This window comes from Cedecea sp. FDAARGOS_727 (genome assembly GCF_012273235.1).
GTDB lineage: Bacteria > Pseudomonadota > Gammaproteobacteria > Enterobacterales > Enterobacteriaceae > Cedecea > Cedecea davisae.
The window spans coordinates 2,407,288-2,433,205 of the sequence record NZ_CP050966.1; the positions used below are offsets into that span (position 1 = coordinate 2,407,288).

The window sequence follows — 25,918 nt, forward strand, 5'->3', positions numbered from 1 at the left end:
AGCATGAAGCTTGAAACAATTCGGTTATCAGGTTTTCAGTCTTTTGGTCAGGAACCAACTGAGCTGAGCCTGGAAGATATTACCTATCTAATTGGTCCTAATGGTTCAGGTAAGACTGCAGTACTTCAGGCTTTATGCCGGCTCTTTGCATTCGATCCGACATTGCGACGTGTCCAACGTTCAGATTTCCATGTCCATTTTGAAGAGGAGGAGGTTCCTCCTGAGCGTGAGCTGTGGATAGAAGCTGATTTTTTATTTCCCGAACTTGCAGAAGACGAAGATAACAGTACCGTAGCACCTCATTTCGGCCATATGCGACTAGATGAGCTGGAAGGTATTCCACGAGTACGTTTTCGCCTTACGGCTACTATGGGGCTGGATGGTGATATCGACGAAAACTTAGTGTATGTCCTGGATATCAATGCTGATGGCTCTCCTCAAAATATCGCACAGGTTCCACGGGCAGAGCGTAATCATATCCAGGTACATTATCTGCCTGCCAGACGTGATCCTGCGGATCATATTGCTTACGGTGCAAACGCCTTACTGGGTCGTCTGCTTCGCGCTGTACGTTGGGATGCTGAACGCGAGACGATTAAGGGATTGACCGATCAAATAAGCGACAGCCTCGCGGCAAACCCTTCTGTAAATGCATTTAGTGAAACTTTAAAAACAAGCTGGGCTACTCTGCATAAAGGTAAATTCTTCGCTGATCCGAAAATCACCTTTGTAGCATCGGAGATTGAAGCGCTGTTGCGGCATTTGTCGGTATCTTTTACCCCAGGGCACGATGGTTCACTTGTCGATTTCTCGCGGTTGAGTGATGGTCAAAAGTCAATGCTTTATCTTTCCCTAGTATTATCATCTCAAGCGATTGGAAGAGCTGTACTCGCTGAGGAAGATGTATCTTTTGATCCCGATAAGTTACGTCCGCCGGTCTTTACTTTGGTTGCCTTGGAGGAACCAGAAAATAGTCTTTCTCCACATTACCTGGGACGTATCGTCAGTGCTTTGAATATCATGACGAAAAATGTGGATGCACAAGCTCTCATTGCTACACATGCGCCCACAATGCTGCGTCGCGTTGCTCCTGAGTTAATACGTTATTTACGGTTAACTGAGTCTAGAAAGACACGAGTCACCTGTATTAAATTGCCTGAGAAATCTGATGATGCACACAAGTTTGTTCGGGAAGCAGTCCAGGCATTTCCTGAGATCTATTTTTCACGTCTTGTAGTACTCGGCGAAGGTGATAGTGAAGAGATTGTATTACCACGTTTGCTACAGGCCAAGGGTGCCCCGGTAGATGAGTCAGCCGTCACGATAGCACCTCTGGGAGGAAGGCATGTTAACCATTTTTGGCGTTTGCTTTCAGCGTTACAGATTCCATATTTGACACTTCTGGATCTCGATGTAGCTCGTTATGCTGCGGGTTGGGGACGAATTAAATACGTCAATGATCAGTTTGCCATGTTTGAGCCAAGCAAAGTACTTCCTGCTGACTGGCCAATTCCGAAATGGAATAACAGTGTTGCGCCTCTACGGTCCCATCATTTTTTTAATAATGGAACTCATGACATTTTTGCTGAACTTGAAAATAGAGCAATATTCTTTTCCTCTCCAATGGACTTGGACTTTTCTATGCTTTTGGCATATCCCGAAGCCTATGATGTTGTTGAAGAAGAGCCGGATGAGTCAATTACCAAAGCTGTTCTTGGCAAAAGCTATTTCGACGCGACTCAATATAGTGAAGAAGAAAAAAAGTTGTTTGTCACTTATCATCAGCGTTTCAAACTTGGCAGTAAACCAGCTGCACATATAGATGCGTTGGCCAAACTAGATGATGATGAATTACTTGCAGAAATGCCTGAGTCTCTAAGCAGACTAGCTGATGCCGTTATTGCCAAATTAGCGGAGTTACCTGAATGATTGCCGTTGAAGAATGGCAACCCGCAGATGGGCTGACGCTTGAGCCAAATGCGTTGCGTGCAGCGAAGGAAAATGATCGTTGTCTCGCGCTCACTGCAGGCCCAGGGGCTGGTAAAACTGAGATGCTAGCGCAACGAGCGGACTTCCTTTTGCGTACAGGAACATGTCGGTACCCTAAGAGGATTCTGGCGATTTCCTTCAAGGTTGATGCCAGCAGAAATCTGAAAGACCGTGTCGAACGGCGATGTGGCACTGATCTTGCCTCGCGTTTTGACAGTTATACATTCCACGCTTTTGCTAAACGTATAGTTGATCGTTTCAGACCTGTGCTTAGAGGGGAGGATGCTCTAGATGCAGGCTATACGATTGTTGACAAGAAAAATGGCCCCTCTCGTACTCAAATTGAATTCGGCGATCTGGTCCCGTTGGCAATCCAGATATTGCAAAGCTCAAAAATTGCCCGTAATGCAATTCGGCAAACTTATAGCGATATTTTTTTGGATGAGTTCCAGGATTGCACGAATTTACAATATGACTTAGTTAAGCTTGCTTTCCAGGGGACCAGTCTTCGCCTGACTGCGGTAGGCGATACTAAACAAAAAATTATGGCTTGGGCTGGAGCATTGGACGGGATTTTCCGATCCTTTGCCAATGATTTTAATGCTGTACCACTTAACATGTATCGCAATTTCCGTTCTAAACCAAAATTGCTACGAGTTCAGAACGAAATTATTCGTACGCTTGATCCTGCCTCTGTCATGCCAGATGAACAATTGGGTGGCGATGAAGGTGAGGTATATACCTGGCGTTTTGAAGACAGCTGTCAAGAAGCCGTCTATTTGGCTGATCTGATAACTGGTTGGATAAATACAGAACAACTACCTCCAGCGGAAATTGCAATCTTGGTTTCTAAACAGTTGGATCTTTATGCTGACCACCTTATGGCAGAGTTGGAACATCGCGGTATTCCATATCGTAACGAGCAACAGATGCAGGATATCACGGTCGAACCAGCAGCTCGTTTGATTGTAGATTATTTGTCATGTCTTTATGGCAAGCGTGAACCTAAGGCCTGGATTCGATTGATGAATCAATTGATTCCTTTTGCCGATGAAGAAATCCAGTCAAGTGCGAGAAAGGAGCTTGATCAATTAATTAAAAAACAACGTAAAAAAGTATCTGAAGCTAGACATACAGACTCGCCTTTTTCGGATTGGGTACAATTGGCAATAGAGTTTCTGAAGTATATTGGCTCCAAAATGTTGGTTGCTTTATCACCTGACTATGAAACTCGTTCGCGTTTAAATGATGTTATCCGTGAAACTTTTGCACGGGTTAAAGAATTGCTTAAGTCAGAACCAGATTTACCAAAAGCGTTGGGACGTTTTGCGGATGATCAGGCTGTGCGCATTCTGACCATTCATAAAAGTAAAGGGCTGGAATTCGACTCTGTCATTATCATGGCGGTTGAAAATGAGATTTTCTTTGGCAATCAGGATGAGAATCGTTGCGCTTTTTTCGTGGGTGTTTCGCGAGCGAAAAGACGATTGATTCTCACACATGCCGATCAGCGAGAACGTCCTGCTAATGCCAAACGTTGGAATGTCAGTCGAACTGCTCAAGCTGAGTATATTAGTTATGTTACGCCGTTTGTAAGGCCTCAATAAAATGAAAAATAAAACTCTTAAACCCGGCTGGAATTGGGTCAAGTTTGGCGATGTAGTTCGCCTTTCTAAGTCCAAAAGTAAAGACCCTTTAGTTGATGGTTTTGAACGCTATGTTGGTTTAGAACATCTGGAACCGGGGGATTTGCGTGTTCGCAGTTATGGCAACGTTGCTGATGGAGTGACCTTTACCAGCGTTTTTCAGCCAGGACAGGTGTTGTTCGGTAAGCGGCGTGCCTATCAGCGTAAGGTAGCCGTAGCTGATTTTTCAGGTGTGTGTTCCGGCGATATTTATGTGCTGGAAACTAAAGATCCACAAATCTTACTGCCGGAATTGCTTCCTTTTATTTGTCAGACTGAGGCATTTTTTGAGCATGCAGTCGGAACATCAGCAGGGTCGTTGAGTCCGCGTACTAATTGGGCTAGTTTAGCTAGTTTTGAATTCATACTTCCATCAATTGCTACACAGACTAAAATTGTTAAAGTTTTGCGAGCGATGGAAAGTCTCGTTTGTATTCAGACCAATGCTCTTGAATGTGCGTATACAATGCGATCTGCATTAGTAGAAGATACTTTAGAGTCTTATTCTAGGACTAATCCAGTAAAATCGTTAGGCTACTATTTATTATCTCTTAGTTACGGTTCTTCCTCGCGTTCATCTTATAACGAAAAGGGTTATCCGATCCTTAGGATACCGAATGTACTGAGAGGAAAGGTCGATTACTCAGACATACAGCGTATCGAAATTAGTGAGCGCGAGTATGAGCGGCTAGGGCTTCGTAAGGGAGATGTATTACTTGTCAGAACTAATGGAAACCCTGAATACGTTGGACGTTCGGTAGTTATAGAGCATCCCGATGAAAAAACAGTTTTTGCAAGCTATTTGATTAGACTTCGTTGTGATGAAGATAAACTGCGGCCTGCTTTTCTCACCGAATTTCTGAATGCCCTATCTACGAGGCGGAAATTAAGAGGTGAAGTGAAATCAAGTGCGGGAAATTATAATATCAATATTGCTGGCATCAAGAAGCAGCCTATCTGTGCACCTCGAATTGAAGATCAAGATAATTTATTGGCTCAGCTAAAGCGCCTTGATAACGCCATTGAGGCCTTGGAATTAAGGATAATAGCGAGCAAATCTATTAAGCGGCGGTTACTTGAAAATCTGTGGGGGCACTGATGTTTAACGAATCGAATACAGTTGAAGCTTATGTTCGCGATCTCTTGGCTGGTTCAACACTCAAGCCAATAAATACGGTTCGAGATCATCAAGACAGTTCCCGAGGCATAGGCTGGAATTATGTTTCCCCAACTGATGTACCACGCCAGATTCAGGAAACTCTTGTCGAGCCATGGCTGCGAGAAGCGTTGCTTCGCTTGAATCCCGAAATTGCTGCGCAATCCGATCTCGCTGACGAAGTGCTCTACAAACTACGTGCCATTATATTATCGGTGCGCTCAGATGGCCTAATCCGCGCTAATGAAGAATTGACCGCTTGGATGCGCGGAGAACGGTCTATGCCGTTCGGCCAAAATAATGAGCATGTGCCGGTGCGACTTATCGATCTTGAGGATCTATCTCAGAACCAATATGTCGTAACCCAACAGTTCACTTATCGCGCAGGTGCTACCGAGCGGCGAGCCGACTTGGTTCTGATAGTAAACGGTTTACCATTAGTACTCATTGAAGCAAAAACGCCGGTTAAAAAATGCATTAGTTGGGTCGATGGCGCAATACAGGTACATGACGACTATGAGAAGTTTGTCCCGGAACTTTTTGTCTGTAACGTTTTCTCGGTGGCTACTGAAGGCAAGCTATTCCGTTATGGTTCTGTTGGCCTGCCTGTAAAAGACTGGGGGCCTTGGCATCTGGATGGCGAGGATAATGATGGCCAGCATCATCCGTTGAAGTCACTCAAAGCATCTGTCGAAAGTATGCTACGGCCTCAAATACTGCTCGATATTTTGAGTAATTTCACCTTATTTGCTACGGATAAGAAAAAGAGACGTATTAAGGTTATCTGCCGCTATCAACAATTTGAGGCAGCGAATAAAATCGTTGAAAGGGTGCTAGCTGGTTATCCCAAAAAGGGATTGATATGGCATTTTCAAGGTTCGGGTAAATCCCTATTAATGGTTTTTGCTGCGCAAAAATTACGTATGCATGCCGGACTGAAAAATCCAACAGTATTAATTGTAGTTGATCGTATCGATCTCGACACTCAGATTACAGGGACTTTTACGGGGGCAGATATTCCTAATCTGGAAAAGGCTGATAGTCGGGAGAAATTACAGCAGCTGCTGGCGCAGGATGTGCGTAAGATTATTATTACCACTATTTTTAAGTTTGGTGAGGCCAATGGCAGTCTAAATAATCGTAGCAATATTATCGCTCTGGTGGATGAGGCTCACCGTACTCAGGAAGGTAACCTTGGCCGTAAGATGCGAGAGTCGTTGCCGAATGCTTTTCTGTTCGGCCTAACAGGTACACCAATTAATCGGTCAGATCGTAATACCTTCTATGCTTTCGGGGCGGAAGAAGATGACAAAGGCTACATGAGTCGTTACGGTTTCGACGAATCAATCCGTGATGGGGCAACACTGAAATTACATTTTGAACCCAGATTGATCGATCTGCATATCGACAAGGCGGAACTGGACGCAGCATATAAAGATTTGACTGGTGGTCTATCTGACCTCGACAAAGATAATTTGGCAAAGACTGCTGCAAAAATGGCAGTTCTGGTAAAAACACCCGAGCGTATTCGCAAGGTATGTGCAGACATTGTCCAACACTATCAAAGCAAGATAGAACCAAATGGCCTAAAAGGTCAGATAGTTACGTTTGACCGGGAATCCTGCTTGCTCTTTAAAGCTGAGCTGGACAAGCTTTTACCCTCAGAAGCGACAGATATCGTGATGTCTGTTCAGGCGTCAGATAAGAAAGAGCATCCTGAATATGCTCCATACGATCGTACCCGTGATGAAGAAGAAAGATTACTGGATCGTTTCCGCGACCCAGCAGATCCGCTTAAGCTCATCATTGTGACCGCTAAACTTTTGACTGGTTTTGATGCGCCTATTCTGCAAGTTATGTACCTCGATAAACCACTGCGCGACCATACGTTGTTACAAGCTATCTGCCGAGTAAACCGCACCTATTCCGAGCAGAAGACCCATGGCCTTATTGTTGACTATCTGGGGATTTTTGATGATGTAGCTGCAGCCTTAGAATTCGATGATCAAAGTGTTAAGCAGCTAGTGAGTAATATTCAGGAGCTGAAAGAGAAGCTACCTGAAGCTATGCAGAAGTGTTTGGCTTTTTTTGTTGGCTGTGATCGAACGTTGAAGGGGTATGAAGGTTTGATTGCTGCTCAGCAATGCTTGCCTAACAACGAAATCCGAGACAATTTTGCTTCTGAATACAGTGTCCTTTCCCGTATATGGGAAGCGTTATCACCCGATGTTGTTCTCGGTCTTTTTGAGAAAGATTACAAGTGGTTGTCTCAGGTTTACCAGTCAGTCCAGCCTTCTAGCGGCCATGGAAAATTAATCTGGCACTCGTTGGGGGCCAAAACTATTGAGTTAATCCATCAGAACGTCCATGTCGATGCAGTTCGTGACGATCTTGATACTCTAGTGCTTGATGCCGATCTGCTGGAGGCCGTTCTTTCAAATCCTGAGCCTAAGAAGGCCAAAGAGATTGAAATCAAACTCAAGCGACGGCTACGAGGGCATGGTAATAATCCCAAATTTAAACATCTCTCTGAACGGCTTGATGCGCTCAAAGATCGTTTCGAATCAGGTCAAATCAACAGTATTGAGTTTTTAAAACAACTACTCGAAATAGCTAAAGAAACACTACAAACAGAGAAAACAACGCCTCCAGAAGAGGAATTGGATCATGGCAAAGCTGCTTTGACCGAATTATTCAATGAAGTAAAGACAGCAGATACACCAATTATAGTTGAGCGAGTGGTTGCAGACATAGATGAAATTGTTCGTCTGGTCCGTTTTCCTGGTTGGCAAAGTACGCTAGCTGGTGAGAGAGAAGTTAAGAAGGCGTTACGAAAGGCACTATTCAAATATAAGTTACATGCAGATGACGAACTTTTTGAGAAAGCATATAGCTATATTAGGCAGTATTATTAAAGCTCATCGGCATCTGAGTCCAGGATAAGGCTATAGGATATCTTATATTTAGTTCGTTGGGATGTTAAAGCTGGAGGCTGAAGAATGAATGTTTACAAGTTGAACGTACGGACACAAGGTTACTGGTTTTTAAACAAAGATGAGTATGAGCAACGTACTGCCCGCCGCTCGCCGTGGTATAAAGTGAGTGATGAGGGGAAACCGCGCTATTTTGCTATTTGTCCTGCATGTAATAATCCCATACAGATCATTGGGTTCTACAAGTTACCATCAAATGTTAATTCTCCATTTGCCAAACACTATGGGACATCAGTTCCTGGGGTTGGTATTTTTGATCATGAAGCTTATTTAGATTGTCCTTACTCTGATACAACAAAATCAACTTCATCTGATAAAGGAAAGCGAACTCCTAGCGAGCTTAGTCGACAGATACTTGAGCTACTTATCGAGCATTTTGATAAAGTTATTTGGATGCTAAGTACTGTGACAGGTATAAAGATCGATGAGAAATTAGCTTTAAATATGTTAAAACAGTACAAGCAAGAAGAGGGATGGTTATACTCGAAAGCCACGTTAATGAATATCCCATGGATATTTGCTTATATGTCTGATAATCAGAAGTTTCTTTTCAAAAAAATAAATGATATTAAGCTGTTACAAAAGCTTGTGTCGCTTGCTCCTGATGAGTTAGATATGACGTCAAGAGGATATATTGTTAAAGCTCCTACTTGTAAAAAAAGGATTGATCTAGGTATCTATTACACACGACACCATTCTGCGGTGATTGAGCATATCTTAAGTGAATCAATGGATATGGTTATTCTTCTAGAAGTCAATGGCGAAAAACCTAGAGAGCTTTATCGTAAATCAATCGATTTTGATTTTAATTACTTTAATAATATTGTGAACTTTTCTTCATGGAAGAGTACAGAGGTGGGTAATAAATTATTGATGCATGCAAAAGACATATTAGGTGAATGTTTATGAGCGGAGACAAGTTATGTGGTTTTTACTATATGGGATTTTTATTGGTTATTTAGATGAAATGCATATGCAATGCCATGGCTTTTTTGTTATTTAATGCAATAGCTAAGTTTTTTGTTCTTTTTGTGTGTGCGAAGAATAGAGCTATTCTTTATTTTTGAAACTCATCGTTGAAGGTGCGCTTATTACGACGCAACCATCAATGCCATTTATCTTCAATACCCCCTCCTTAAACTTCGTATGTTCTTGCGTTGAACGTGTGCAGTCCCACAGGAAGCTGATGATATAAGAATCCTTATAAATTTCGTCAACACGATAGAGAGAAGCGTCTTCGGCGATTTCTCCAATTAATGTTGGAAAAGATTTTTTTGTATCTTTGCGGTACTTTACTTCAATAATTGTGTGCAGTGATGGCAAATAAAGGTCAATGCGGGGATTTTTTTGCCCGACAGGCTGAAGATTCACCTCATCTGCAATATCGTTGAATATTGGTGCAAGTAGGATATAAAGCAGATTCTGAACATGATATTCGTTTTCAACTTGCCACTTTACGGGTTCTGCGCCTCTGGTTCGACCTGAGTTCTCCCATGTCCACCGTTTTAACCCAGCAGGGATATGTTCCAGAAATCCTAGCAGGTCATCCAGTGTCCATCCAGACGGTGGAGCAATGGCAATTTCCTGATTAATTTGATTAAAAACGTAAAGCATTACGCACAAGAGAGTAACTGAAGGATTTTCTGTAGCTTGTGCTTGAAATTCGCTCATGAAACGTTCGACAAGAGAAAGTCGGTTCTGATGGCTATTGATCTTCAGTAACTTTCGATAATGAAGGAAGAGTGGTATGCAGGCACTACTAAAGGAGGCTGATTCGCTGTTACTGACATATGCCGCGATATCTTTCTCGAAGATACTTAGATGGTTGCTTTCAATCTGCTGAGCCAGAAACCCTGAAATCCACTTTTCGAACTCGTGATCTATGCTCTCATCTTGCATCTGTGCGGTTAGCCATTTCACTGCCATTACACCGAACATATCCGATACCCAAGGTCTCGGTGTTGAATCAATCTTGGGAGCTTGTCCGAGCAGGCGAGAGACATCTTGGACCGAGACAGTTTCATCTAGAATACCTAAACCTGAAATTGCACAGCGTTGGTATAAAGATAGGTCCGCAAAGCTAAAATTCGTAATGCAGCTTTTAACTCCTTCCAGGAGACTAAAAAAGCAGGACTTAAATGGATCAATGTGAGCGGATTCGATCACCTTACTGTGAAAATAGTCGCGTAGCTGATAAACGTTTTCTTTCTCTATAGGAACCATTGTGAATGCCCTATTTTTCCAATCATGACAGAGTCACTCCAGCCCGGAAGCTGATTCAACCATCCTAAATTATGGGCGATAAGATCGGAATAAGTGATGGTAACTGGCATGGGATTGGGGAAGTAACTACGCCAGGAGTGTGATGCGAAACTGTAGAGCTGAGCACTCAAATACTTAATATCTTTGAAGGTCGAGTCTTTATGAACGTTGACGATCACACCACGTGGATGACCGTCCGTTTCTTGTCGTAATTCACGTTGGCCGATCAGGTAAACAAGCATTTCGTTTTTAGAAAGCTTGAACGTTTTTCCGCGATGCGTCGCCAGGCGTCCTTTAGGCATTGTTGCCGTTGAAGAGTCGAACATGTGGAGTCCGTGATTCTCTGAGATTTTAACGAAGGCATACTCGATCTGGTAATCTCTATACTTATCGATCACCGCACGGACTGCCTGAACCTCTTCCTTGTTAAACTTTTTGACTTGTGCATGAAAAATTAAACGAATCGAATCGCCTTTCTGCCAATTCATTCGCCTTTGTATTTTTTCTATATTCTCTCCTAGAACAGAGGTTAGGGCCTCGCAGTAAGCTTCCGGCACAACGGCTTTGGACGTACTCGAAACAATGTAACTTCCGTCTCCCGAAAATACGGTGGTGATTCCCATGATGCGCTGATTGTGGGCACCACGCTCTTGGACGATATTGGCACTGCCAATGCCGATCACGAGTTCATGGGATAGAGTTGGCGATGATTTGAGCAGCCACGGTACTCCACCCATCTTCGCGTAGCAGGCTAATGACATGTTGTTAAGCGAGTAGCCGAGTGAATAATCAGACTGCGATAGCAGCTCTATTGTGAAATCCTGTACAGGAACTTGGTGCATGTAAAATAGGCTTTTACCAAGATAGTAAGGATTATCAGTAACTTTGAGTTGTTTGAATGACTGTCGCACCTGTACGAGGGCTAAATCCCAACGTCCTCCGTCATCAGCTTTTTTGCGGATTGCAGCTTCGATGGCACTTTTGTATGCATCGACGCTGTTTGTGGATGTTTCGAACACTTCAACACGACTGGTTCCAAGTGCAAATTTACCCTCAAGACCATTTCTAAAATATTTGCTATTAGCCATGCCTTTCAGAAGCTTACGTACGAACTGCTCGACTCGCCCTCTGTCATGTTGGGCGCAGATCACGCAGATTGACGGATCGTTCCTATCGAAGGTACGTTTTGTATAGGGGCCATTTTGTGTAAGACCCTTCTCCGTCCAATCTGCTTCACCGTTATCGTTGAAGACGAACACCGGCTTTTGCATTTGGGCGCAATCTTTTTGAATGTCGGATGGATCCTCTATTTCGATACGCGTCCCATCGAGCAGCGAGATGTTTGTCGCTTGGATATACTTCTTAAGGGCGTCGATGCGGTCTTTTTTATTCTTGCCTCCATTGAAAATGGAAACGGATTGCCGAATGCGTTCGACAATGGAGTCTTTCTTCGTACCATGCGTATAAAGGATGTAGTCGTCAAAATTTGCTCGACTAGCTTCGAGATAAACGTCTTTAGCCTCAGCATGAACTGCTTGGCCGTCAGGACGAATGACACTCAGAGTTCTCCCTTCGTGGCAGCTTTCTACAAACCCTAAAAGTTTTCTAAATCCGTCGTCCTGCTCGGTGACGACGTAGCGACCAATAACATTGAATCCGGTTTTTAGGAAAAACAGGCAGTTCTCTTTTACTACACGACGTGTTGAACAATCAATTATAAGACACGGTTGACCCTGGACAGTACGAGTGTCGATTGAATACTTGGCACAAATTTTTAAGGGATAAGCCTCACCAAGAATTGAGGCTAAAAGATTGTCTTTTGCTTGGGCACTTACCACCTCGATAGGATTGAAGCCGCAAGGAGTTCGACCCAATCCAGCGAAGTGCTTGAGCAGACCATCTTTAACCAGAGAGAAAAAGATACCCAAATTATCCTTTAGTTGCAGTGTCTGCGGTGTACCGGATTTAGGGAACGTACCATCACTCGAAAAGATCTGAATACTGTCACCCTGACGCCGGAAGACATGCGTCATTTTATGGGAGGAGCGGAGGCTATCTAGAGTTGTCTTGTCGTAGGGTATCTGGACAAATTTCAACTCCATGTCAGGGACTTTCAGTGGAAACGCATTCAGGACAATCGGCAAGACCCACCCCTTTTGTGTTAGTGAAAAATCCAACATACTGCGTCTTGATAATTATTCCCAGTCGGAGATGCGCTTGCACACTGGCAACTGACTGGCGCTCGCCGTGGGTTCACTCGTGTCCGGAAGTAACTGTTCAGCAATTAATTTCTCCACCATGGTAGCGGAAATGTTTTTAAGACTCACAAAGCAATTATCTAACACTTTATACTAAACTAATGCAAAAACTGGGGATTTTAAGACGAGTGCTGGCTATGCTTTGACGCACTGTGATGAAGATCTATTATTCGGTGCACATAGGGCACTAAAGCTCCAATATGATGCAATAGCTGCCAGCCTGACTAAATTCCACTTGCGGGATCTCATGATTAAAATGACCTACGTGGCTGGTCGTTAAATGGAGTTGACCTTGATAATCGGACTCTTACAGGCAGACGTCTGCCATCCCAGGGCAGGCAGACGCCATGCTGTTGTATAGATTAAAAGGATTGAGAAGGGTATCGCGGTGCGGTTGTCACACTATGAAGTTGTTGCGTTAATAAATCGCCATCAGCAAAAACAGTGTATGGAATCTCAGCCCTGACTACAGCCGAATGAGCGTTCAGCACTGCTATAGCGTTTAGTTCGATGCTTTGCCATGTAGCTCAGACGGAAAGTCAGTGCATTTAGTTTGTCCATAAACTCCGGTTTATTGAGCTCCAGGAAAGCCAGAGGGTTATCAACAAAGTGCACCAGCGTCAGATACTCAGGCCAGTCACGCTTCTTCATTGCACTTAGCCATGCGTTTTGAACAAGAGAGGCCAGACCTTTCCCCTGTTCGTCGTAGCTTCCCAGAGCATTGAACGTGTCTGTATTGACGAAGAGGGCCATGTGATAATGCTTCTTGCCGCCCAGTTCTGGTTGCTCCAGCACCCAGACGTAGCGAACTGAAGAGCGATGGCAGCGTTTACCTTCTCTGGCTTTTCTTTGTCGGTAAGCGACTATCTGAGCTTTCAGTGAGTCGATAAAGCGGGACATTAGTCCCGGGCTTAAGTCAGCATCACTGACAATACTGTCACCCACATCTCCGGCTTCCGGTAAGTGTAAATCCACCCTGATTACCGTGGTTTGTGGATGATCCTGCAGTGCGTTACAGAGTACACCTTCGATACGTTGCAGATAGGTTTCGTTGAAAGGTTCATGGCGTTGGTCCACTACCATTGGATGGATGATGTCATCGAACAAAAACATAATGGATTCCTCCACCTGTCGGGAAACAGCAGGCATAGAGCTGCCTTCCTGAAACACATACAGGCATGGTGATTGAGAGATTCAGGAATTAACGCTGACGGGGATACTGGTCAGGCGTTGCTTGTGACTTAGCATACGGCTCTGGTTATTACAGCCTTATGCCCTGCAGGGGGTTATTTAAGTGTTTGTATTATATGGCTATTAAGAGGTTTCTGGGTCTTACCCCACAGGTAAATACTACCTATCCGACATCAGTTCCGCTTAGCGTAACCTTTTGGGGCAAGGCTTAACTTATTGTTTCAATGGCAATAATTACTCCGAAGTTAGCTGTTCCATAAAATATGTATTTGCCCTGGAATGGTTATGTATGCGTCGCATTTCGAGCGGCTCAAATCAGCGGATTGAATCGCCACGGATAATCTAGACACTTCCGAGCCGTTGATAATACTGGTTTTCATATTCTGTCGGTGACATCTGATTGCTCGAACCATGCCGACGCTTACTGTTATAAAACATTTCGATGTAATCAAAAATATCGCTGCGGGCTTCTTCCCGCGTTCCGTAGATCTTTTTCTTTATCCGTTCGCGTTTCAGCAACTGGAAAAAGCTTTCTGCAACCGCATTATCGTGACAGTTACCGCGACGGCTCATGCTCCCCTCCAGGCCGTGTGATTTCAGGAACGACTGCCACTCATGGCTGGTGTACTGACTGCCCTGGTCCGAGTGAACCAGCACCTGTTTTTGGGGATTACGCCGCCATAAAGCCATCAGCAGTGCATTCAGGACAATGTCCTTTGTCATCCGGGATTGCATTGACCAGCCGATAATTTTGCGTGAGAACAGATCAACAACCACAGCAAGATACAGCCAGCCTTCGTGGGTCCTGATGTAGGTTATGTCCGTTACCCAACGCTTATCCGGAGCATCCGGATTGAACTGTCGCTGGAGCCTGTTGGGCGATACGATACTGGCCTCGCCTTTGTGTGCCCGCGGGCTCCGGTACCCGACCTGAGCCTTTATCCCGGCACGATTCATCAGTCGCCAGACTCTGTTCACTCCGCACTGTTGCCCGCTATCCCGCAAGTCCAGATGGATCTTGCGATAACCATAAACGCAACCGGACTCCAGCCAGAACTGTTTGATCTGTCCCGTCAGTCTCAGATCTACCTGGTGGCGCTGAGAATACGGTTGCTTAAACCAGGCGTAAAAGCCACTGGGATGAACATTCAGCACCCTGCAGAGCAGACGAACAGGCCAGCAACGGGAGTTGTCACGAATAAAGGCGTACCTCAGTCGGACAGCTTTGCGAAGTACGCCGCGGCTTTTTTTAATATGTCCCGTTCATCAGTAACCCGCTTCAGCTCTTTCTGGAGTCGGCGGATCTCGGCCTGAGCATCTGACTGTTCTTTATTAGTGGATGAGTCCGGACCGTACTTCTTTATCCAGGCGTAAAGGCTGTGGGTGGTGATATCGAGACGTGTTGCAACGCTGGAAACAGAATGACCGCGACCAATAACCTGTTTGACTGCTTCAATTTTAAACTCTTCGGGATAACGTTTACCGCTCATGGGCACCTCTCTTTAAGTCATCTTAAATGACTCCGAAGTGTCTGTTAAACCCGTGGCGATTCAAAGTGAGATCCTGTTGATATGACCCACACGACCAGTTCTGGATTAAACAGGGAATAGATTATGCTAAACAGAACGGTTATTAAGCGGCTGCACTGCACCTTAACCGGTGTGCTGCTGTTGCTTGTTGTGAGCTTTGCTGCGTATCAGTATTACTTCAATGGCTCTCGGGATGATGTGTTTTTCTCCCGCCAAAAAGTCACAGCGACCACGTTTTTATATATCACTCGCTACAACGGCGGTGGAGCCACGGTTTCGGAGATCTATCGCTATTATCTGGACGGCAACCTGTCAGGTGACCCAATGCCTCACCTGAAGAAACGTGTTCCGTTTCTGGTTGCGGATGTGGGGGATGCAAAGGTCACAGGCTATGCCAGTCATATCAATGTTACGCTAACTGGCCGGGTCTATTCGTTCACCAACTCTGATTTGTTCTACGATGGCAATACTTCGGTGATGCCAGTGATTAGCATTACGGATAACGGAGTGCGTTAGCAGCCTGATGCAAGGCTGCCAGCCTAAAATATTACCCTCTGATAATCCGAGCCGCCTGTCGGGATAATCCATTGAAAATAGCATCGCTAATTTGTTTGGGGAAACCGGCTGGCAGTTCTGCTGTCACCGTTGTGATAACTTCCTCTGTACGAGCGGCCATTTCCTGCATAAGGTCGAACGCCGCTTTCGGAGAAAATCCGACGCTATCGGCAGTGCTGATGAAATGCCGAGGTTGGACCATCGAGAAATGATACTGCCGATTCTTCCCTTGTAATGCCATTGCCATCTTCGCTTTTTTGAGAGGAATACCGCCCGTTTCAAAGATCGGGAAGGCAGACATAACATCGTACAAAGGGGTCATACGAAATGATGATTCTGGCTCGATGAACAAGCTAAAATTCTTCCCGTGGCCGTCTATAGCGGCCAGCATCCAAAAGAGGATCTGTGTTTTAAAGAACATTTCACGATCCTGCATTGCAACACGAGAGCCCAACAATAATTTCATTGCGTCCGCTATACCCGGTCCCCCGTGCGACTCATATTTCAGTGCCGGGGCAACGCCCAATGCCTGGCAAAAGTCCTCCTGGGGCAGCCGCAGCAGCCAACCATCGCGAGACCATCTTCGGTCAAAACGTTCGACTACCAGCACTTTCTTTTGACCAAATACGGCAAGTTCTGCATTTGCAACCGGGAATCCAAATGCCCTGGCAATACGCAAACACAGCCACTCGTTTTCGCAGCTTTCACTCAGGTCAATATTATTCTGCTCTATTCTGCCTATCGGGAGTTTGAAAATGTGGCTGGTCGGGGTGCTACCCTGCGGCCTTTGCCAGCGTGCCTGATACCAGAGTAGTGCAGTTTTTTCCTGGGCTCCGGCCAATGAAATACGAAAATCAGCACCTTCTTCCATTCCCAGCGGAGCCGTCTGGTAACCATCCAGTAGGATTTCTATCTGATAGTCATCCAACGGCTTTGCCAGCGTTTCCATGACGGAGGGAATGTCACTACCAGGAGGATAAAGCTGTATGGCACCCACGCAGTCACGCCCGACACTTGCTAACAGATCGAAAGGGTGTGCAGTTTCTACATGGAAGCGGGCCTGCATTCGGGCAATAATTACCTCGGAATCGGGTAAAAGGTTGCTGAAGAAATTGAAAACTTCTTTTCCTCTTATGCGGCTGTGCTGGAGGGGAAGTGACAACGAAATTGCGCGTGCGCCGGGTTCAGATAGCCACTCGGGTACGTACTGAAATGACATCGCGCCGCTGCCGTCCCGGTACAATGTGCCCACCACATCGCCGTTCATGGCAACTGTCAGAGTCTGTGTTCTCATCTCTTACCACTCCTTTGTCCAGTACCCGGCTGTTCTCTCATCCATGTTTGTGTCTTTTTTCACCACATGGAGTTCAAGATCCAGTGCTGAGAGGATTTTAAATAATGTCTCCAGCTTGGTGGATTCCGGTCTGTTTTCGAAATCAGAGACAGTTGTTTGCTTGATTCCAATCATCTCCGCGGTTTTGGTTTGAGTCAGTTTATTGATTTTTCGTTGGTCTTTGACTGCGTAAGCCAGTGAGGTCGGTGACGTTACTTTCATTATTATCCCCTTTAGCGGATATTTTAATAAAATCCCCTGTAGGGGTTAAAATAAGATTATCCTCTGTGGGGGTTAAATGCAATTTATCCTTTATAGGGGATAAGGTTTTTGATGAACTGGCAGAGATGTCTTCCCATTGTGACTAATAAAGTCACACCCATTAAACAAAAGTCCCGGCTCCGCAGCCAGGACTTTGTTGGCGGTTATTTGCTGTAAAAACGGTAGGTTGCGGTGTAGGGCACTTTCAGCGTTGCGCCAAACGTTGCCGGGTCGCAGGCCGTTGGCCCCGTTACGCCGCCGTGAGTGTCCACGCGCTGGATGCTGCTCACGCTGGTGAACAGGCCCGGCTGCGGTTCAGCGGTGCCGGTCAGCAGCAGCCACGGGATCGCGCCTTTATCTTTCGCCGGGCGAGTGGCGCTTACCGTTGCGGCTACCACGCTGCCGTCCGTTGCCTGCCAGTGCGGGCCGTCGAAGTGTTTCGCAACCAGGTGCTTCAGGCCTTTGTCGCTGAACAGGTCCGCTTCCGGGGCCTGGAACACCCAGTTGCCGGTTTTCGCATCTGCGTCCGCCGCCGCGCAGCGGTAAATCTGCACGCCACGGGCATAAAGCTCGGTTTGCAGGTGCTCGTCTTTTGGCGCGTCTATGGAGGGGGCAGCCGCGTTTGCCAGGGCCGGTAAGCCGCTCGCCATCAGCGTGAGACAGACCGCGCTTAAGAGGCCGCTTCTCATTGTGTGACTCCGCAAACAATACGTGCGCCGCCGCCGCCCAGCATTGCCGGGTGGTCTGAGTGGTTGTCGCCCCCGGCGTGGACCATCAGCGAGTGGCCTTTAAGGTCGGCCAGCCGCAGGCGCGGGGCCAGCACCGGGTAGGTTGCCGTCCCGTCGCTGTCCACATACAGAGCCGGCAGGTCGCCGAGGTGGCCATTGCCCCACGGGCCTTCATGCTTCCCGGTATGCGCCGGGTCGAAGTGGCCGCCAGCCGCCAGGCCCGCCACCATTTTACCGTCCTGCATTGCCGGGCCGCAGTTCGGGTTAGTGTGAACGTGGAACCCGTGAATACCCGGCGGCAGGCCTTTCAGGTTCGGGGTGAACAGCACGCCATACGGGGTGGCGTGGTATTCAACGGTGCCCGCCGGGGGGGAGGCACCGCTGGCGTCCACGGTGTTCATGGTTACGGTGGCAGCCTGCGCCAGGCCGGTACAGGCCAGGGCGGCAATACAAAGCGTCTGTTTTAGCGTTTTCAACATGTACATAGTTAACCCTGTATTTTATCTGATGGTGCACAGAGACAGATGTCGCAACATTTTCTGCTGCGGTCTTATACGCCGTAGCCAGCTGGTTATAACAAACTGTTCTCCCGCTTGTTTGATTGCTCTGATAGGTAAAATTGTGGTGTAAATATCAGCCTGAAGATTTTAAAGAATAATATTTTCATAAGGTTATCCTGCTGTCATGGTTGATTAGAGGATGGTGTCTGAATGAAAATTTAAAACGGATAAACAGAGGTTCAGGGAAGTGAAAATAGTCGTCTAACGATCGTTAAAAATAATGAAGTTGCTAAGCCGTGAATAAAGCATAGATGATTAAGCTGAGAGAGGCCTGGCCCGTCGCTTAAAGTAACGAGATTAATAAAAAGCTTTTTATTTTCATCAGGCTTTATATATCAGATATATCTGACATGAAAAGGGCCGCTAAGCGGCCCCGATAAACAACACTAATTATTCCAGAGGCCGGGAGCCAATCAGCTTAGCGCTCTTAATCCACGCCACGGAACCCATCACCGCAATCGCCGTCAGCAGGATGTACTCCAGGGACATGGCGTACACGCCCTGAATGGCGTAGATAACCACGCTGATCACGTCGATGACTATCCACAGCAGCCAGTTTTCGACGTATTTACGCGTCATCAGCACCATGGCCGCAATGGAGAGGATCAACATTGCAGAGTCCCAGAGCGGGAAGGCGTCCGGCTGGAGCTGAGGCATTTCTACCGCCACGCCAAGGCTTTGCATCACGCCCACCGCAATGCGGGTCAGCACCGCGAATACCGGGTCGATAAAGAAGGTCATCAGGGCGATGGCAACGGCGCAAACCAGTGCCAGGGTTATGGCTTTGCTGCGCGGCAGCCAGCGGATTTTCAGCGCGGCTTCGTTGGCCTCGTTCTGGCGGCTCCAGGCGTACCAGCCGTAAAGGTTGGCGGCGAAGAAGAACACTTGTAACAGCAGGCTGGCGTAAAGCTGGATCTGGAAGAAGATCGCGGCAAACAGCGTGACGTTGATCAGGCCAAACAGGTAGTTAATTATTTTCTCTTTGCTGGCAAACCAGATGCAAAGCAGGCCGAAAACGGTGCCGATAGCCTCAATCCAGGACAGCGCGTAGCCGCCTTCGCCGAGCGGGATGGTGACCATCACATTCTTAATACTGAAGAAATCCATGATTACTGCTCCTGGCTGTCAAGGTAGAGCGCTTCGAGGGCGAGTAAGATCTCGCGGGATTCACCCTGCTGGCAGGTATGTTCCTGCTGCTGGTAGTTATTAATGCCTTCTTCCAGGCTGCCGCTGTGCTCAACCACCACGTTAAGCACCGAGGCAATACGCATTCCGCGAAGCGAGCCGACCACCATCAGCGGAGCGGTTTCCATGTCCGCCGCCAGAATGCCTTTGGCGGACCAGTACTGGTTAATCTCGTCTTCCCGCTCGGTGTAGAAGCTGTCGTGGCTGCGCACGTAGCCGCAGTGGCTCGGGTAGCCCAGGTGCTTAGCCTGCTGCGCCATGTGGTGTACCAGGCCGATGTCCGCGCAGGCCGGGTAGCCGGGGTCGATGTACATCTTGCTGGTGCCTTCGTCGCGAACGGCGGCGGTGGCAATCACCAGGTCGCCGAGGCGAATATGGTTTTGCATAGCACCGCAGCTGCCGATGCGGATAAGGTTGGTGACGCCAATCTGGCGCAACTCTTCCACGGCGATGGCGGTTGAAGGCCCGCCCATGCCGGTGGACATCACCAGGACTTCCACGCCCCGGAACCAGCCGCGCAGGGAGCGGTATTCCCGGTTACTGCCAAAGTCTTCCACGTTGTCCAGATGTCTGGCGACGTGTTCCACGCGTTTCGGGTCGCCCGGCAGCAGCGCATAACGGGCGTGCGTCATCTCCCGGCTGAGCCGGATATGGGGCTGGAGTTGGGTCATGGTGTTTTACCTGGTCGTAGAGCGAGCCATTTAAAAGGGCTCCGGGTTTATCGTTTTAGTTAATGTTCGGCGTGCTGGTGCAGGCGTTGTGGGTCAATAACCTGAATCTGCTCGCCGTTAATCGCGATAATATTTTCTTCCCGCAGCTCGGATAAAATCCGGTTAATACTGCGTGGCGCAACGGCGAATTGCTCGCTTAATTGCTGCTTGTTAATCACAATGCTTTGGGGCGTATTGCTCCCGGTTTGCAGGAACTTTTGCCATAAAACCAGGCAAATACGCTGATGTAACGAATAAAGAATGTCTTCTCCGGCCTTTTTCGATAGCTGGTAATACTGGTGGCTAACGGCCTGTAATATTTTTTGATTAAAGTAGTTATCTAACGCCAGCCAGCGGCAAAAATCTTCCCGGGCTAAAACTAATAACGCCGCATCGCTAACCGCTTCCACCGAGCAGATGTACTGGCGCTGTTCGAATATCTCCAGTTCACCCAGCATGTCGCCTTTTTTATAGCGCGCCTGGGAGTATTTACGGCCATCGTCGGCGGTGGTAAATACGTCAATTTCGCCTTTTATTATCAGGTGAAACTCGCTGCATATTTCACCCTGGCGAAAAACCAGCGCCCCGCGGGGAAACTGCTTCAGCTGCCAGCTGCGTAAAATGTCCAGCGGGCAATATTTCAACAGTTCGTACAGCACCGGGTCACCGGTCACTCTTTCTATGACGCTTAGCCAGTCGCTCTGCCTGCTCTCGCTTTTCATGCTGCTCAATATAAAATTTCCCGTCAAATAAGGACAGGACGCCCGTCCTGCGTTGCCAACAGATTAGCCTGAAAACTGCCAGCGGGATCTTAAATCGGCGTAACGGTCAGGACATTTGTCCCGGCAGGGTAAAAGAGGCAGTAAGCAGGTTGCCGGTTTTTCGTACATACTCATTTTGTAGTTCACCCAATCCATTAACTGTTTATGATTTTAATCAAGGAGTTAACATGTCAGGTTGGTTCGACTTAAGCAAAAGCAGCGACGGGCAATATAAGTTCGTTCTCAAGGCCGGAAACGGCGAAGTCATTCTCACCAGTGAGCTGTATACAACGCGCAGCTCGGCGGATAACGGCATTGCCTCCGTGCGCACCAATAGCCCCTTAGATGAGCGCTACGACCGGAAGGTTGCCGCCAACGGTAAGTTCTATTTCAACCTCAAAGCCGGGAACCATCAGGTGATTGGCACCAGCCAGATGTACGCCAGCGAAGCCTCGCGCGAGAAAGGTATCGCCTCGGTGAAAACCAACGGTGGAACTGAAACGGTGAAAGACAACACTTAACGGTGATGCAAAGGGGCAGCACACGCCATCATGGTGCCTCTGCGTGATGCTGCCCCGGCGAGGCCAGGGCTGGATAAATACCTGATGCCCACCGGAGCTGGCCCGTAATGAAAGTTGGCGTTCCTCTTGTTCCCTTCAGCCTTCCTGCCAATGCCACGCAGGCTGCCAGCAGGCCTGGCCGCAACGCGCTCGAGCAGCAGGTCGCGCAGATCACGGCTAAAACGGGGATGGTGCCCACCCATCTTCTGCCTTTGCAGCGCGTTGCCTCTGAATACAACTGCATCATCGGTATTCGCCCGGTAGATAAACTGGCGACGGACCTGATTGCGGCGGGGCACCCGACCAAGGGGTTCCATATCAAGGGGAAAAGCGCTTCCTGGGGGCCGCAGGCGGGGTTTATCTGCGTTGACCAGCGTTTCAGCAAACTGGAGCGCGACGCAGGCGAGCGTATAGCCAAATTCAACCAGCAAACGCAGTCCTGCATACGCGAAGGCTATGCGGCGGCAGTGCCGCTAGACGTCTCCCAAAGCCGCCTGCAAAGCCTGTTTCAGAGCGGCATGCTGGGGCAATTCTCTGCCGAAGATGCAAAAGGCGTTTGCAGAGTCCGCTCCAGTGGGCCAAGCGGAGAGCATTATGAGTTTGAAGCGCAGCGGCTGCCGGGCCCCGGAGAAGCGAGTTATCGCATCCTGCACAAAGGCGTGCCGCTTGAGGTGCTTGCCCCGCATTCGCAGGCACGAGCCTTCACCGCAGATTACGATTTAATGCTTATCGCCCCGCACGTCCGCGACCTGGGGCGGGAGGACAATTTGCAGGTGCCGGACGTCTCGCATCAGATCTTCCGCCAGCGGCTGGAAAGCTACAGTAAGCTCCCGCTTCACCCGGAACTAAGGCGCGACTACGAAGACGCCGCCAGCTTCTACCGCAAGAGCGACGAAGAGATGGGCAACTCGTCGCAAAGAGTACGGAATATGGTTGGCGTGATTAATCAGGCGCTGGTGGGCAAAGGCGAGCCGGTGGTCCACCACGCGACGGACAGCGCCAACCCGGTTACCGACCCGGAAAGTAATTATCCGGCAATCTTCGCTTTGCCCGGCAGGATAGGGCGCTTCAACGCGCTGTGCGTAATAGAGAACAAAGATGAGCTTGCGGAGCTGGTAATGCAGGCCAAAAACGCAGGCTACCATGTGCCGCTGAACCCGTTATGGGAGAAAGAAGTGCTCAGGGCCCGCAGCCCCCGTTTTGACGATGCGCGAGCCAAAGTCGAGGCGGCTTTGCTGGCAAGGCCCCGTTGAGTTTTACTACCTGAAGAGTGTTTGAGCCTGGCCGGGGCGAGCCAGTGCCGCCTGGAGACATCATTATCCCAATGTGCTTCTTGTTTTCGAGTTAAGTATTGAAGATGCACTCGCTTATTTGGCTGAGACGGAAGTCGTAAGCTACTCATCGATTCTTAAAGTCCACGAAATTCTTTTCTCAGATTTCTATCTTTTCTTGACGGAAATGGTCGCACTATTCTGCTGGTATTTATGGAACTGGCTTTTCGGGCCGGATTTACCATCAATGGGTCGCAGACCAATAAAGATGATTATCTGCGGGCGCTCAGCAATGAGATCGGGGAGCCTTCTAAACGGCATCTGGATAGATATCTGCAACCCTTTGTCGTCAGTATTGCCAGCCGTGATAGCTGGCCGCAGATTATCGGCGGTATCAGAGGGCTGGATGGGTTGGACAAAGAAAATGTCTCATATGAAAGTCTGGATGATCCTGAAGTACAAAAGATTTACACGACTTATCGTGCCGGCTAAGCAGCCTTGCTCTGTTTGACTGTAAACCACTTCTCCCTCGTTAAGGTATCCAGCTGTCCCAGGCTGGCTGCGGCGCAAGTTGCTCAACCAGGAAATCAATAAACGATCTGACCTTTGGGTTGCTGTATTTGCTCGGGAAGTAGAGGGCGTACAGCGCGTGGGTTTCATAGGTGATGATGCCGTCCAGCAGCAGGGGGGTGAGCTCATCTTTTTGAATATGGTCGCCAATCAGGTAAGTGGGCAGGTAGGCCACGCCCTGGTTTTCCAGCACCGATTTGAGCAGCACCAGGCTGCTGTTCGCCTGGATGGGCGTGCGCATTTTTAACTGATGCTGCCGATCGTGTTCGTCGGTGGTTTTAATTAACGGCGTCAGCCCGGGGTAAACCAGGCAGTCGTGGGTCACCAGGTCGGTGCGTTTGCCCGGCATTCCTTTCTTGCTGAGATAGTCCGCGGTGGCGCAGTAGGCCCAGCGCACAGGGGCCAGCTTGCGCATGGCGTAATTTTGCGGCGGAGAGGTGGATATTCGCAGGGCGATATCAAAGTCGGATTCATTAAGATTAATAAAGTTATCGTTAAGGTCGATATAAAGATTTACATCCGGGAAATGCGCCCGATATTTATCAACAAGGTTGACCAGTCTGGCATAGCCGAAGGCAATAGAGCAGGTTATGCGTAATTCCCCCTGTGGATTGTTGTAATAACTGGATGTGGTATTCAGCGTATCGTCAAATTCCTTAATTAACTTATTAGCGCGGTTAAACAAATATTGCCCAGCATCGGTAAGCGTAATGCTGCGGGTGGTTCTTTTTATCAACGTAGTGCCCAGCAAATCCTCCAGCGCTGCCAGGCTCTTACTCACCGCAGAAGGCGAGACGCTGAGCTGAGCCGCCGCTTCAGTCAGCCCCCCGCAGTCGATAATTTTGACGAAAACCTCAAGATGCTTGAGTGAAATTGGCGCGCTCATTATTTCCTTTTACTCACAAGTGATTTGCGGAAACGGTATTAATTCCCCATACCAATCCAATTATAAAAGTGTAACTATTGAGTTGAGGTAAATAAAGAAGTGAGAAAATGAATTTTATACATCATTAGTGATTTACATCACAAAAGCCCCGGGGATTTAATTGCAGCAGTTGGTAATTGTGATTTTCGTCCCAGTTATTATTACTTTTATTGAGAAGGTATCCTTTATGTGGACACGCCTCGAACCCTACAAATCATCATTCGTTCTTTTATTTGCGCTTATTATCGGTGGCCTGCTGGGTATTTATGCCCCGTCTTACGCCATTAAATTACAGCCCATCGGGCAAATATTCCTCAACCTGTTGTTTATGATTATTGTGCCGCTGGTTGGCGTCAGCGTGATGTCTTCTATCGCCGGCATGACCGACCTCAAGCGGCTTGGCCGCATCATGGTGGTTATTTTTATTGTGTCTATCGCCATGGCGCTTATTCCTGCCGCGGGCATTGTGCTGCTGGCGCTCTGGTACAACCCGGCCCAGGGCGTGACTATCGATCTTTCCCACTCGGTTAAAAGCGGCGCGGGAGAGATGGATTTTGTCAGCATGGTGACCACCAGCGACTTCGTCGGCCTGTTTTCCAAGTCGAACATTCTGGCGCTGATCGTCATCGCCATTATCGCCGGGGTGGCGATTGGCCAGTCGGCAGAGGCGGGCAAACGCATCGCCGCTCTGCTGCAAGATGCCAACACAGTTATCATGAAAATTGTCTCAATTATCATGAAGGTGGCACCAATTGGTCTGGGTTGTTATTTCGCTGCCACTATGGCGAGCCAGGACGCAGGGCTGCTAATGACCTTCGCTCGCGCAATCGGGCTGTTTATGGCCGCAACGCTTATCTACTACGTGCTGGGTTCCATTTTCTACTCGTGGATTGGCGGCGGAGTGCCGGCGGTGAAAGCCTTCTGGCGGCACGCTATTGAGCCTTCAGCGACCGCGCTGGGCACCTGCTCTTCGCTCGGTACGCTACCGGTTACGCTACGCGCGGGTAAGGCGATGGGCATCAATCCTGAAATTGTCGATGTCTCTATTCCGCTGCTGGTGAACCTTAATAAAGGCGGCGTAGCGATGATTGCCGCGCTGAAAATCGTCTTTATCTATTCGGTTCTCGGCCTGCCGTTTACCAGCGAAACCTTCTTCCTCGCAATGCTGATTGCCGTGCTGTCCGCCATTATCGTTGGCGGCGTGCCGGGCGGAGCTTTCCTCGGGGAAATCTTTATCGTCACCACGCTCGGCCTGCCGATGGAGGCCATCCCGCTGCTGGTGGTGCTCGGCACCATAACTGACGCACCCGCCACGCTCATCAACGTTATCCACGATCTTAATGCGGCACAAATTGTTGAACGCTTCGCCGGAAAGAAGCGCGGTGAACCCGCAGCAAGCGCCCCGCTGGCGGCAGACAGCCTCGCTGGCTAACTCA

General features: G+C 48.1%; 21 protein-coding genes and 1 pseudogene. 10 read left to right on the forward strand and 12 right to left on the reverse strand.

Going from position 1 to position 25,918, the window contains the following annotated elements; all coding sequences use genetic code 11:
• Positions 1–3: 3 nt before the first annotated feature.
• The 5 genes from FOC35_RS11515 (at position 4) to FOC35_RS11535 (ending at position 8,732) form a co-directional block, all read left to right on the forward strand.
• Positions 4–1,929 carry an ATP-dependent endonuclease gene (locus FOC35_RS11515; RefSeq protein WP_172568943.1) on the forward strand — a complete coding sequence of 642 codons (1,926 nt, stop codon included), beginning with the start codon at positions 4–6 and terminating at the stop codon, positions 1,927–1,929.
• A complete protein-coding gene (locus FOC35_RS11520) occupies positions 1,926–3,596 on the forward strand; it encodes a UvrD-helicase domain-containing protein (protein WP_172568944.1) in 1,671 nt (556 codons plus the stop codon). Before FOC35_RS11515 ends, FOC35_RS11520 begins: the two co-directional genes overlap by 4 nt.
• Before the next feature lies 1 nt (position 3,597).
• The gene (locus tag FOC35_RS11525; protein WP_172568945.1) at positions 3,598–4,773 is read left to right on the forward strand and encodes a restriction endonuclease subunit S; all 1,176 of its coding nucleotides are present in this window, start codon (positions 3,598–3,600) and stop codon (positions 4,771–4,773) included.
• Positions 4,773–7,745, forward strand: coding sequence for a type I restriction endonuclease subunit R (locus FOC35_RS11530; protein ID WP_172568946.1), 2,973 nt, complete (start codon positions 4,773–4,775; stop codon positions 7,743–7,745). Before FOC35_RS11525 ends, FOC35_RS11530 begins: the two co-directional genes overlap by 1 nt.
• Before the next feature lie 84 nt (positions 7,746–7,829).
• Positions 7,830–8,732 (forward strand): hypothetical protein, encoded by a 903-nt coding sequence (locus FOC35_RS11535; protein WP_172568947.1) that lies wholly within the window; start codon positions 7,830–7,832, stop codon positions 8,730–8,732.
• A gap of 141 nt (positions 8,733–8,873) precedes the next feature.
• Here the strand turns inward: FOC35_RS11535 and FOC35_RS11540 are convergent, their stop codons facing one another.
• From FOC35_RS11540 to FOC35_RS11555, 4 genes are all read right to left on the reverse strand, one after another.
• The gene (locus FOC35_RS11540) at positions 8,874–10,046 is read right to left on the reverse strand and encodes a hypothetical protein (protein ID WP_254065282.1); all 1,173 of its coding nucleotides are present in this window, start codon (positions 10,044–10,046) and stop codon (positions 8,874–8,876) included.
• Positions 10,034–12,229, reverse strand: a complete 2,196-nt coding sequence (locus tag FOC35_RS11545; RefSeq protein ID WP_106441120.1) for a Piwi domain-containing protein — start codon at positions 12,227–12,229, stop codon at positions 10,034–10,036. The genes FOC35_RS11540 and FOC35_RS11545 overlap by 13 nt, the downstream gene beginning before the upstream one ends.
• 570 nt (positions 12,230–12,799) lie before the next feature.
• Positions 12,800–13,456 carry an inovirus Gp2 family protein gene (locus tag FOC35_RS11550; RefSeq protein WP_172568948.1) on the reverse strand — a complete coding sequence of 219 codons (657 nt, stop codon included), beginning with the start codon at positions 13,454–13,456 and terminating at the stop codon, positions 12,800–12,802.
• A 420-nt stretch (positions 13,457–13,876) separates the two neighbouring features.
• A protein-coding gene (locus FOC35_RS11555) for an IS3 family transposase (RefSeq protein WP_172568949.1) occupies positions 13,877–15,024 on the reverse strand; the annotation gives its coding sequence in 2 pieces (ribosomal slippage) (positions 13,877–14,787 and positions 14,787–15,024; 1,149 coding nt in all).
• A gap of 123 nt (positions 15,025–15,147) precedes the next feature.
• Between FOC35_RS11555 and FOC35_RS11560 the strand changes: the two genes are divergently transcribed.
• The gene (locus tag FOC35_RS11560; RefSeq protein ID WP_172568950.1) at positions 15,148–15,579 is read left to right on the forward strand and encodes a hypothetical protein; all 432 of its coding nucleotides are present in this window, start codon (positions 15,148–15,150) and stop codon (positions 15,577–15,579) included.
• 31 nt (positions 15,580–15,610) lie between these two features.
• On the opposite strand, the gene FOC35_RS11565 is transcribed toward FOC35_RS11560, so the two are convergent.
• The 7 genes from FOC35_RS11565 to FOC35_RS11595 form a co-directional block, all read right to left on the reverse strand.
• Positions 15,611–16,912, reverse strand: coding sequence for a type II toxin-antitoxin system HipA family toxin (locus tag FOC35_RS11565; RefSeq protein ID WP_172568951.1), 1,302 nt, complete (start codon positions 16,910–16,912; stop codon positions 15,611–15,613).
• 3 nt (positions 16,913–16,915) lie between these two features.
• Positions 16,916–17,173, reverse strand: coding sequence for a helix-turn-helix domain-containing protein (locus FOC35_RS11570; protein ID WP_172568952.1), 258 nt, complete (start codon positions 17,171–17,173; stop codon positions 16,916–16,918).
• Positions 17,174–17,376: 203 nt separating this feature from the next.
• Positions 17,377–17,901 (reverse strand): DUF3455 domain-containing protein, encoded by a 525-nt coding sequence (locus tag FOC35_RS11575; protein WP_172568953.1) that lies wholly within the window; start codon positions 17,899–17,901, stop codon positions 17,377–17,379.
• Positions 17,898–18,425 carry a superoxide dismutase family protein gene (sodC, locus tag FOC35_RS11580; RefSeq protein WP_216845762.1) on the reverse strand — a complete coding sequence of 176 codons (528 nt, stop codon included), beginning with the start codon at positions 18,423–18,425 and terminating at the stop codon, positions 17,898–17,900. The genes FOC35_RS11575 and sodC overlap by 4 nt, the downstream gene beginning before the upstream one ends.
• 465 nt (positions 18,426–18,890) lie before the next feature.
• Complete coding sequence (gene pnuC / locus FOC35_RS11585; RefSeq protein WP_172568954.1) at positions 18,891–19,607, reverse strand: nicotinamide riboside transporter PnuC; 717 nt, start codon at positions 19,605–19,607, stop codon at positions 18,891–18,893.
• 2 nt (positions 19,608–19,609) lie between these two features.
• Positions 19,610–20,356 carry a nucleoside phosphorylase gene (locus FOC35_RS11590; RefSeq protein WP_172568955.1) on the reverse strand — a complete coding sequence of 249 codons (747 nt, stop codon included), beginning with the start codon at positions 20,354–20,356 and terminating at the stop codon, positions 19,610–19,612.
• A gap of 59 nt (positions 20,357–20,415) precedes the next feature.
• Positions 20,416–21,126, reverse strand: coding sequence for a Crp/Fnr family transcriptional regulator (locus FOC35_RS11595; RefSeq protein WP_371810688.1), 711 nt, complete (start codon positions 21,124–21,126; stop codon positions 20,416–20,418).
• A 218-nt stretch (positions 21,127–21,344) separates the two neighbouring features.
• On the opposite strand from FOC35_RS11595, the gene FOC35_RS11600 reads away from it, so the two are divergent.
• The 3 genes and pseudogenes from FOC35_RS11600 to FOC35_RS11610 form a co-directional block, all read left to right on the forward strand.
• Positions 21,345–21,677, forward strand: a complete 333-nt coding sequence (locus tag FOC35_RS11600) for a YegP family protein (RefSeq protein ID WP_172568956.1) — start codon at positions 21,345–21,347, stop codon at positions 21,675–21,677.
• A gap of 107 nt (positions 21,678–21,784) precedes the next feature.
• On the forward strand, positions 21,785–22,969 hold the full coding sequence (locus tag FOC35_RS11605; protein ID WP_172568957.1) for an anthrax toxin-like adenylyl cyclase domain-containing protein: 1,185 nt from the start codon (positions 21,785–21,787) through the stop codon (positions 22,967–22,969).
• Positions 22,970–23,048: 79 nt separating this feature from the next.
• Positions 23,049–23,479 (forward strand): annotated as a pseudogene (locus FOC35_RS11610) (cell filamentation protein Fic); the annotation flags it as partial.
• Between the two features lie 40 nt (positions 23,480–23,519).
• Here the strand turns inward: FOC35_RS11610 and FOC35_RS11615 are convergent.
• The gene (locus FOC35_RS11615; protein ID WP_016538264.1) at positions 23,520–24,443 is read right to left on the reverse strand and encodes a LysR family transcriptional regulator; all 924 of its coding nucleotides are present in this window, start codon (positions 24,441–24,443) and stop codon (positions 23,520–23,522) included.
• Between the two features lie 226 nt (positions 24,444–24,669).
• Here FOC35_RS11615 and FOC35_RS11620 point away from each other — a divergent pair, with 226 nt between their 5' ends.
• On the forward strand, positions 24,670–25,914 hold the full coding sequence (locus FOC35_RS11620; protein WP_172568958.1) for a dicarboxylate/amino acid:cation symporter: 1,245 nt from the start codon (positions 24,670–24,672) through the stop codon (positions 25,912–25,914).
• Positions 25,915–25,918: the final 4 nt, after the last annotated feature.

Coding starts and splice junctions, on each gene's coding strand:
- FOC35_RS11515 (WP_172568943.1), top strand. CDS start 4: ATGAAGCTTGAAACAATTCGGTTATCAGGTTTTCAGTCTTTTGGTCAG.
- FOC35_RS11520 (WP_172568944.1), top strand. CDS start 1,926: ATGATTGCCGTTGAAGAATGGCAACCCGCAGATGGGCTGACGCTTGAG.
- FOC35_RS11525 (WP_172568945.1), top strand. CDS start 3,598: ATGAAAAATAAAACTCTTAAACCCGGCTGGAATTGGGTCAAGTTTGGC.
- FOC35_RS11530 (WP_172568946.1), top strand. CDS start 4,773: ATGTTTAACGAATCGAATACAGTTGAAGCTTATGTTCGCGATCTCTTG.
- FOC35_RS11535 (WP_172568947.1), top strand. CDS start 7,830: ATGAATGTTTACAAGTTGAACGTACGGACACAAGGTTACTGGTTTTTA.
- FOC35_RS11540 (WP_254065282.1), bottom strand. CDS start 10,046: ATGGTTCCTATAGAGAAAGAAAACGTTTATCAGCTACGCGACTATTTT.
- FOC35_RS11550 (WP_172568948.1), bottom strand. CDS start 13,456: ATGTTTTTGTTCGATGACATCATCCATCCAATGGTAGTGGACCAACGC.
- FOC35_RS11560 (WP_172568950.1), top strand. CDS start 15,148: ATGCTAAACAGAACGGTTATTAAGCGGCTGCACTGCACCTTAACCGGT.
- FOC35_RS11565 (WP_172568951.1), bottom strand. CDS start 16,912: ATGAGAACACAGACTCTGACAGTTGCCATGAACGGCGATGTGGTGGGC.
- FOC35_RS11570 (WP_172568952.1), bottom strand. CDS start 17,173: ATGAAAGTAACGTCACCGACCTCACTGGCTTACGCAGTCAAAGACCAA.
- FOC35_RS11575 (WP_172568953.1), bottom strand. CDS start 17,901: ATGAGAAGCGGCCTCTTAAGCGCGGTCTGTCTCACGCTGATGGCGAGC.
- sodC (WP_216845762.1), bottom strand. CDS start 18,425: ATGTACATGTTGAAAACGCTAAAACAGACGCTTTGTATTGCCGCCCTG.
- pnuC (WP_172568954.1), bottom strand. CDS start 19,607: ATGGATTTCTTCAGTATTAAGAATGTGATGGTCACCATCCCGCTCGGC.
- FOC35_RS11590 (WP_172568955.1), bottom strand. CDS start 20,356: ATGACCCAACTCCAGCCCCATATCCGGCTCAGCCGGGAGATGACGCAC.
- FOC35_RS11600 (WP_172568956.1), top strand. CDS start 21,345: ATGTCAGGTTGGTTCGACTTAAGCAAAAGCAGCGACGGGCAATATAAG.
- FOC35_RS11605 (WP_172568957.1), top strand. CDS start 21,785: ATGAAAGTTGGCGTTCCTCTTGTTCCCTTCAGCCTTCCTGCCAATGCC.
- FOC35_RS11615 (WP_016538264.1), bottom strand. CDS start 24,443: ATGAGCGCGCCAATTTCACTCAAGCATCTTGAGGTTTTCGTCAAAATT.
- FOC35_RS11620 (WP_172568958.1), top strand. CDS start 24,670: ATGTGGACACGCCTCGAACCCTACAAATCATCATTCGTTCTTTTATTT.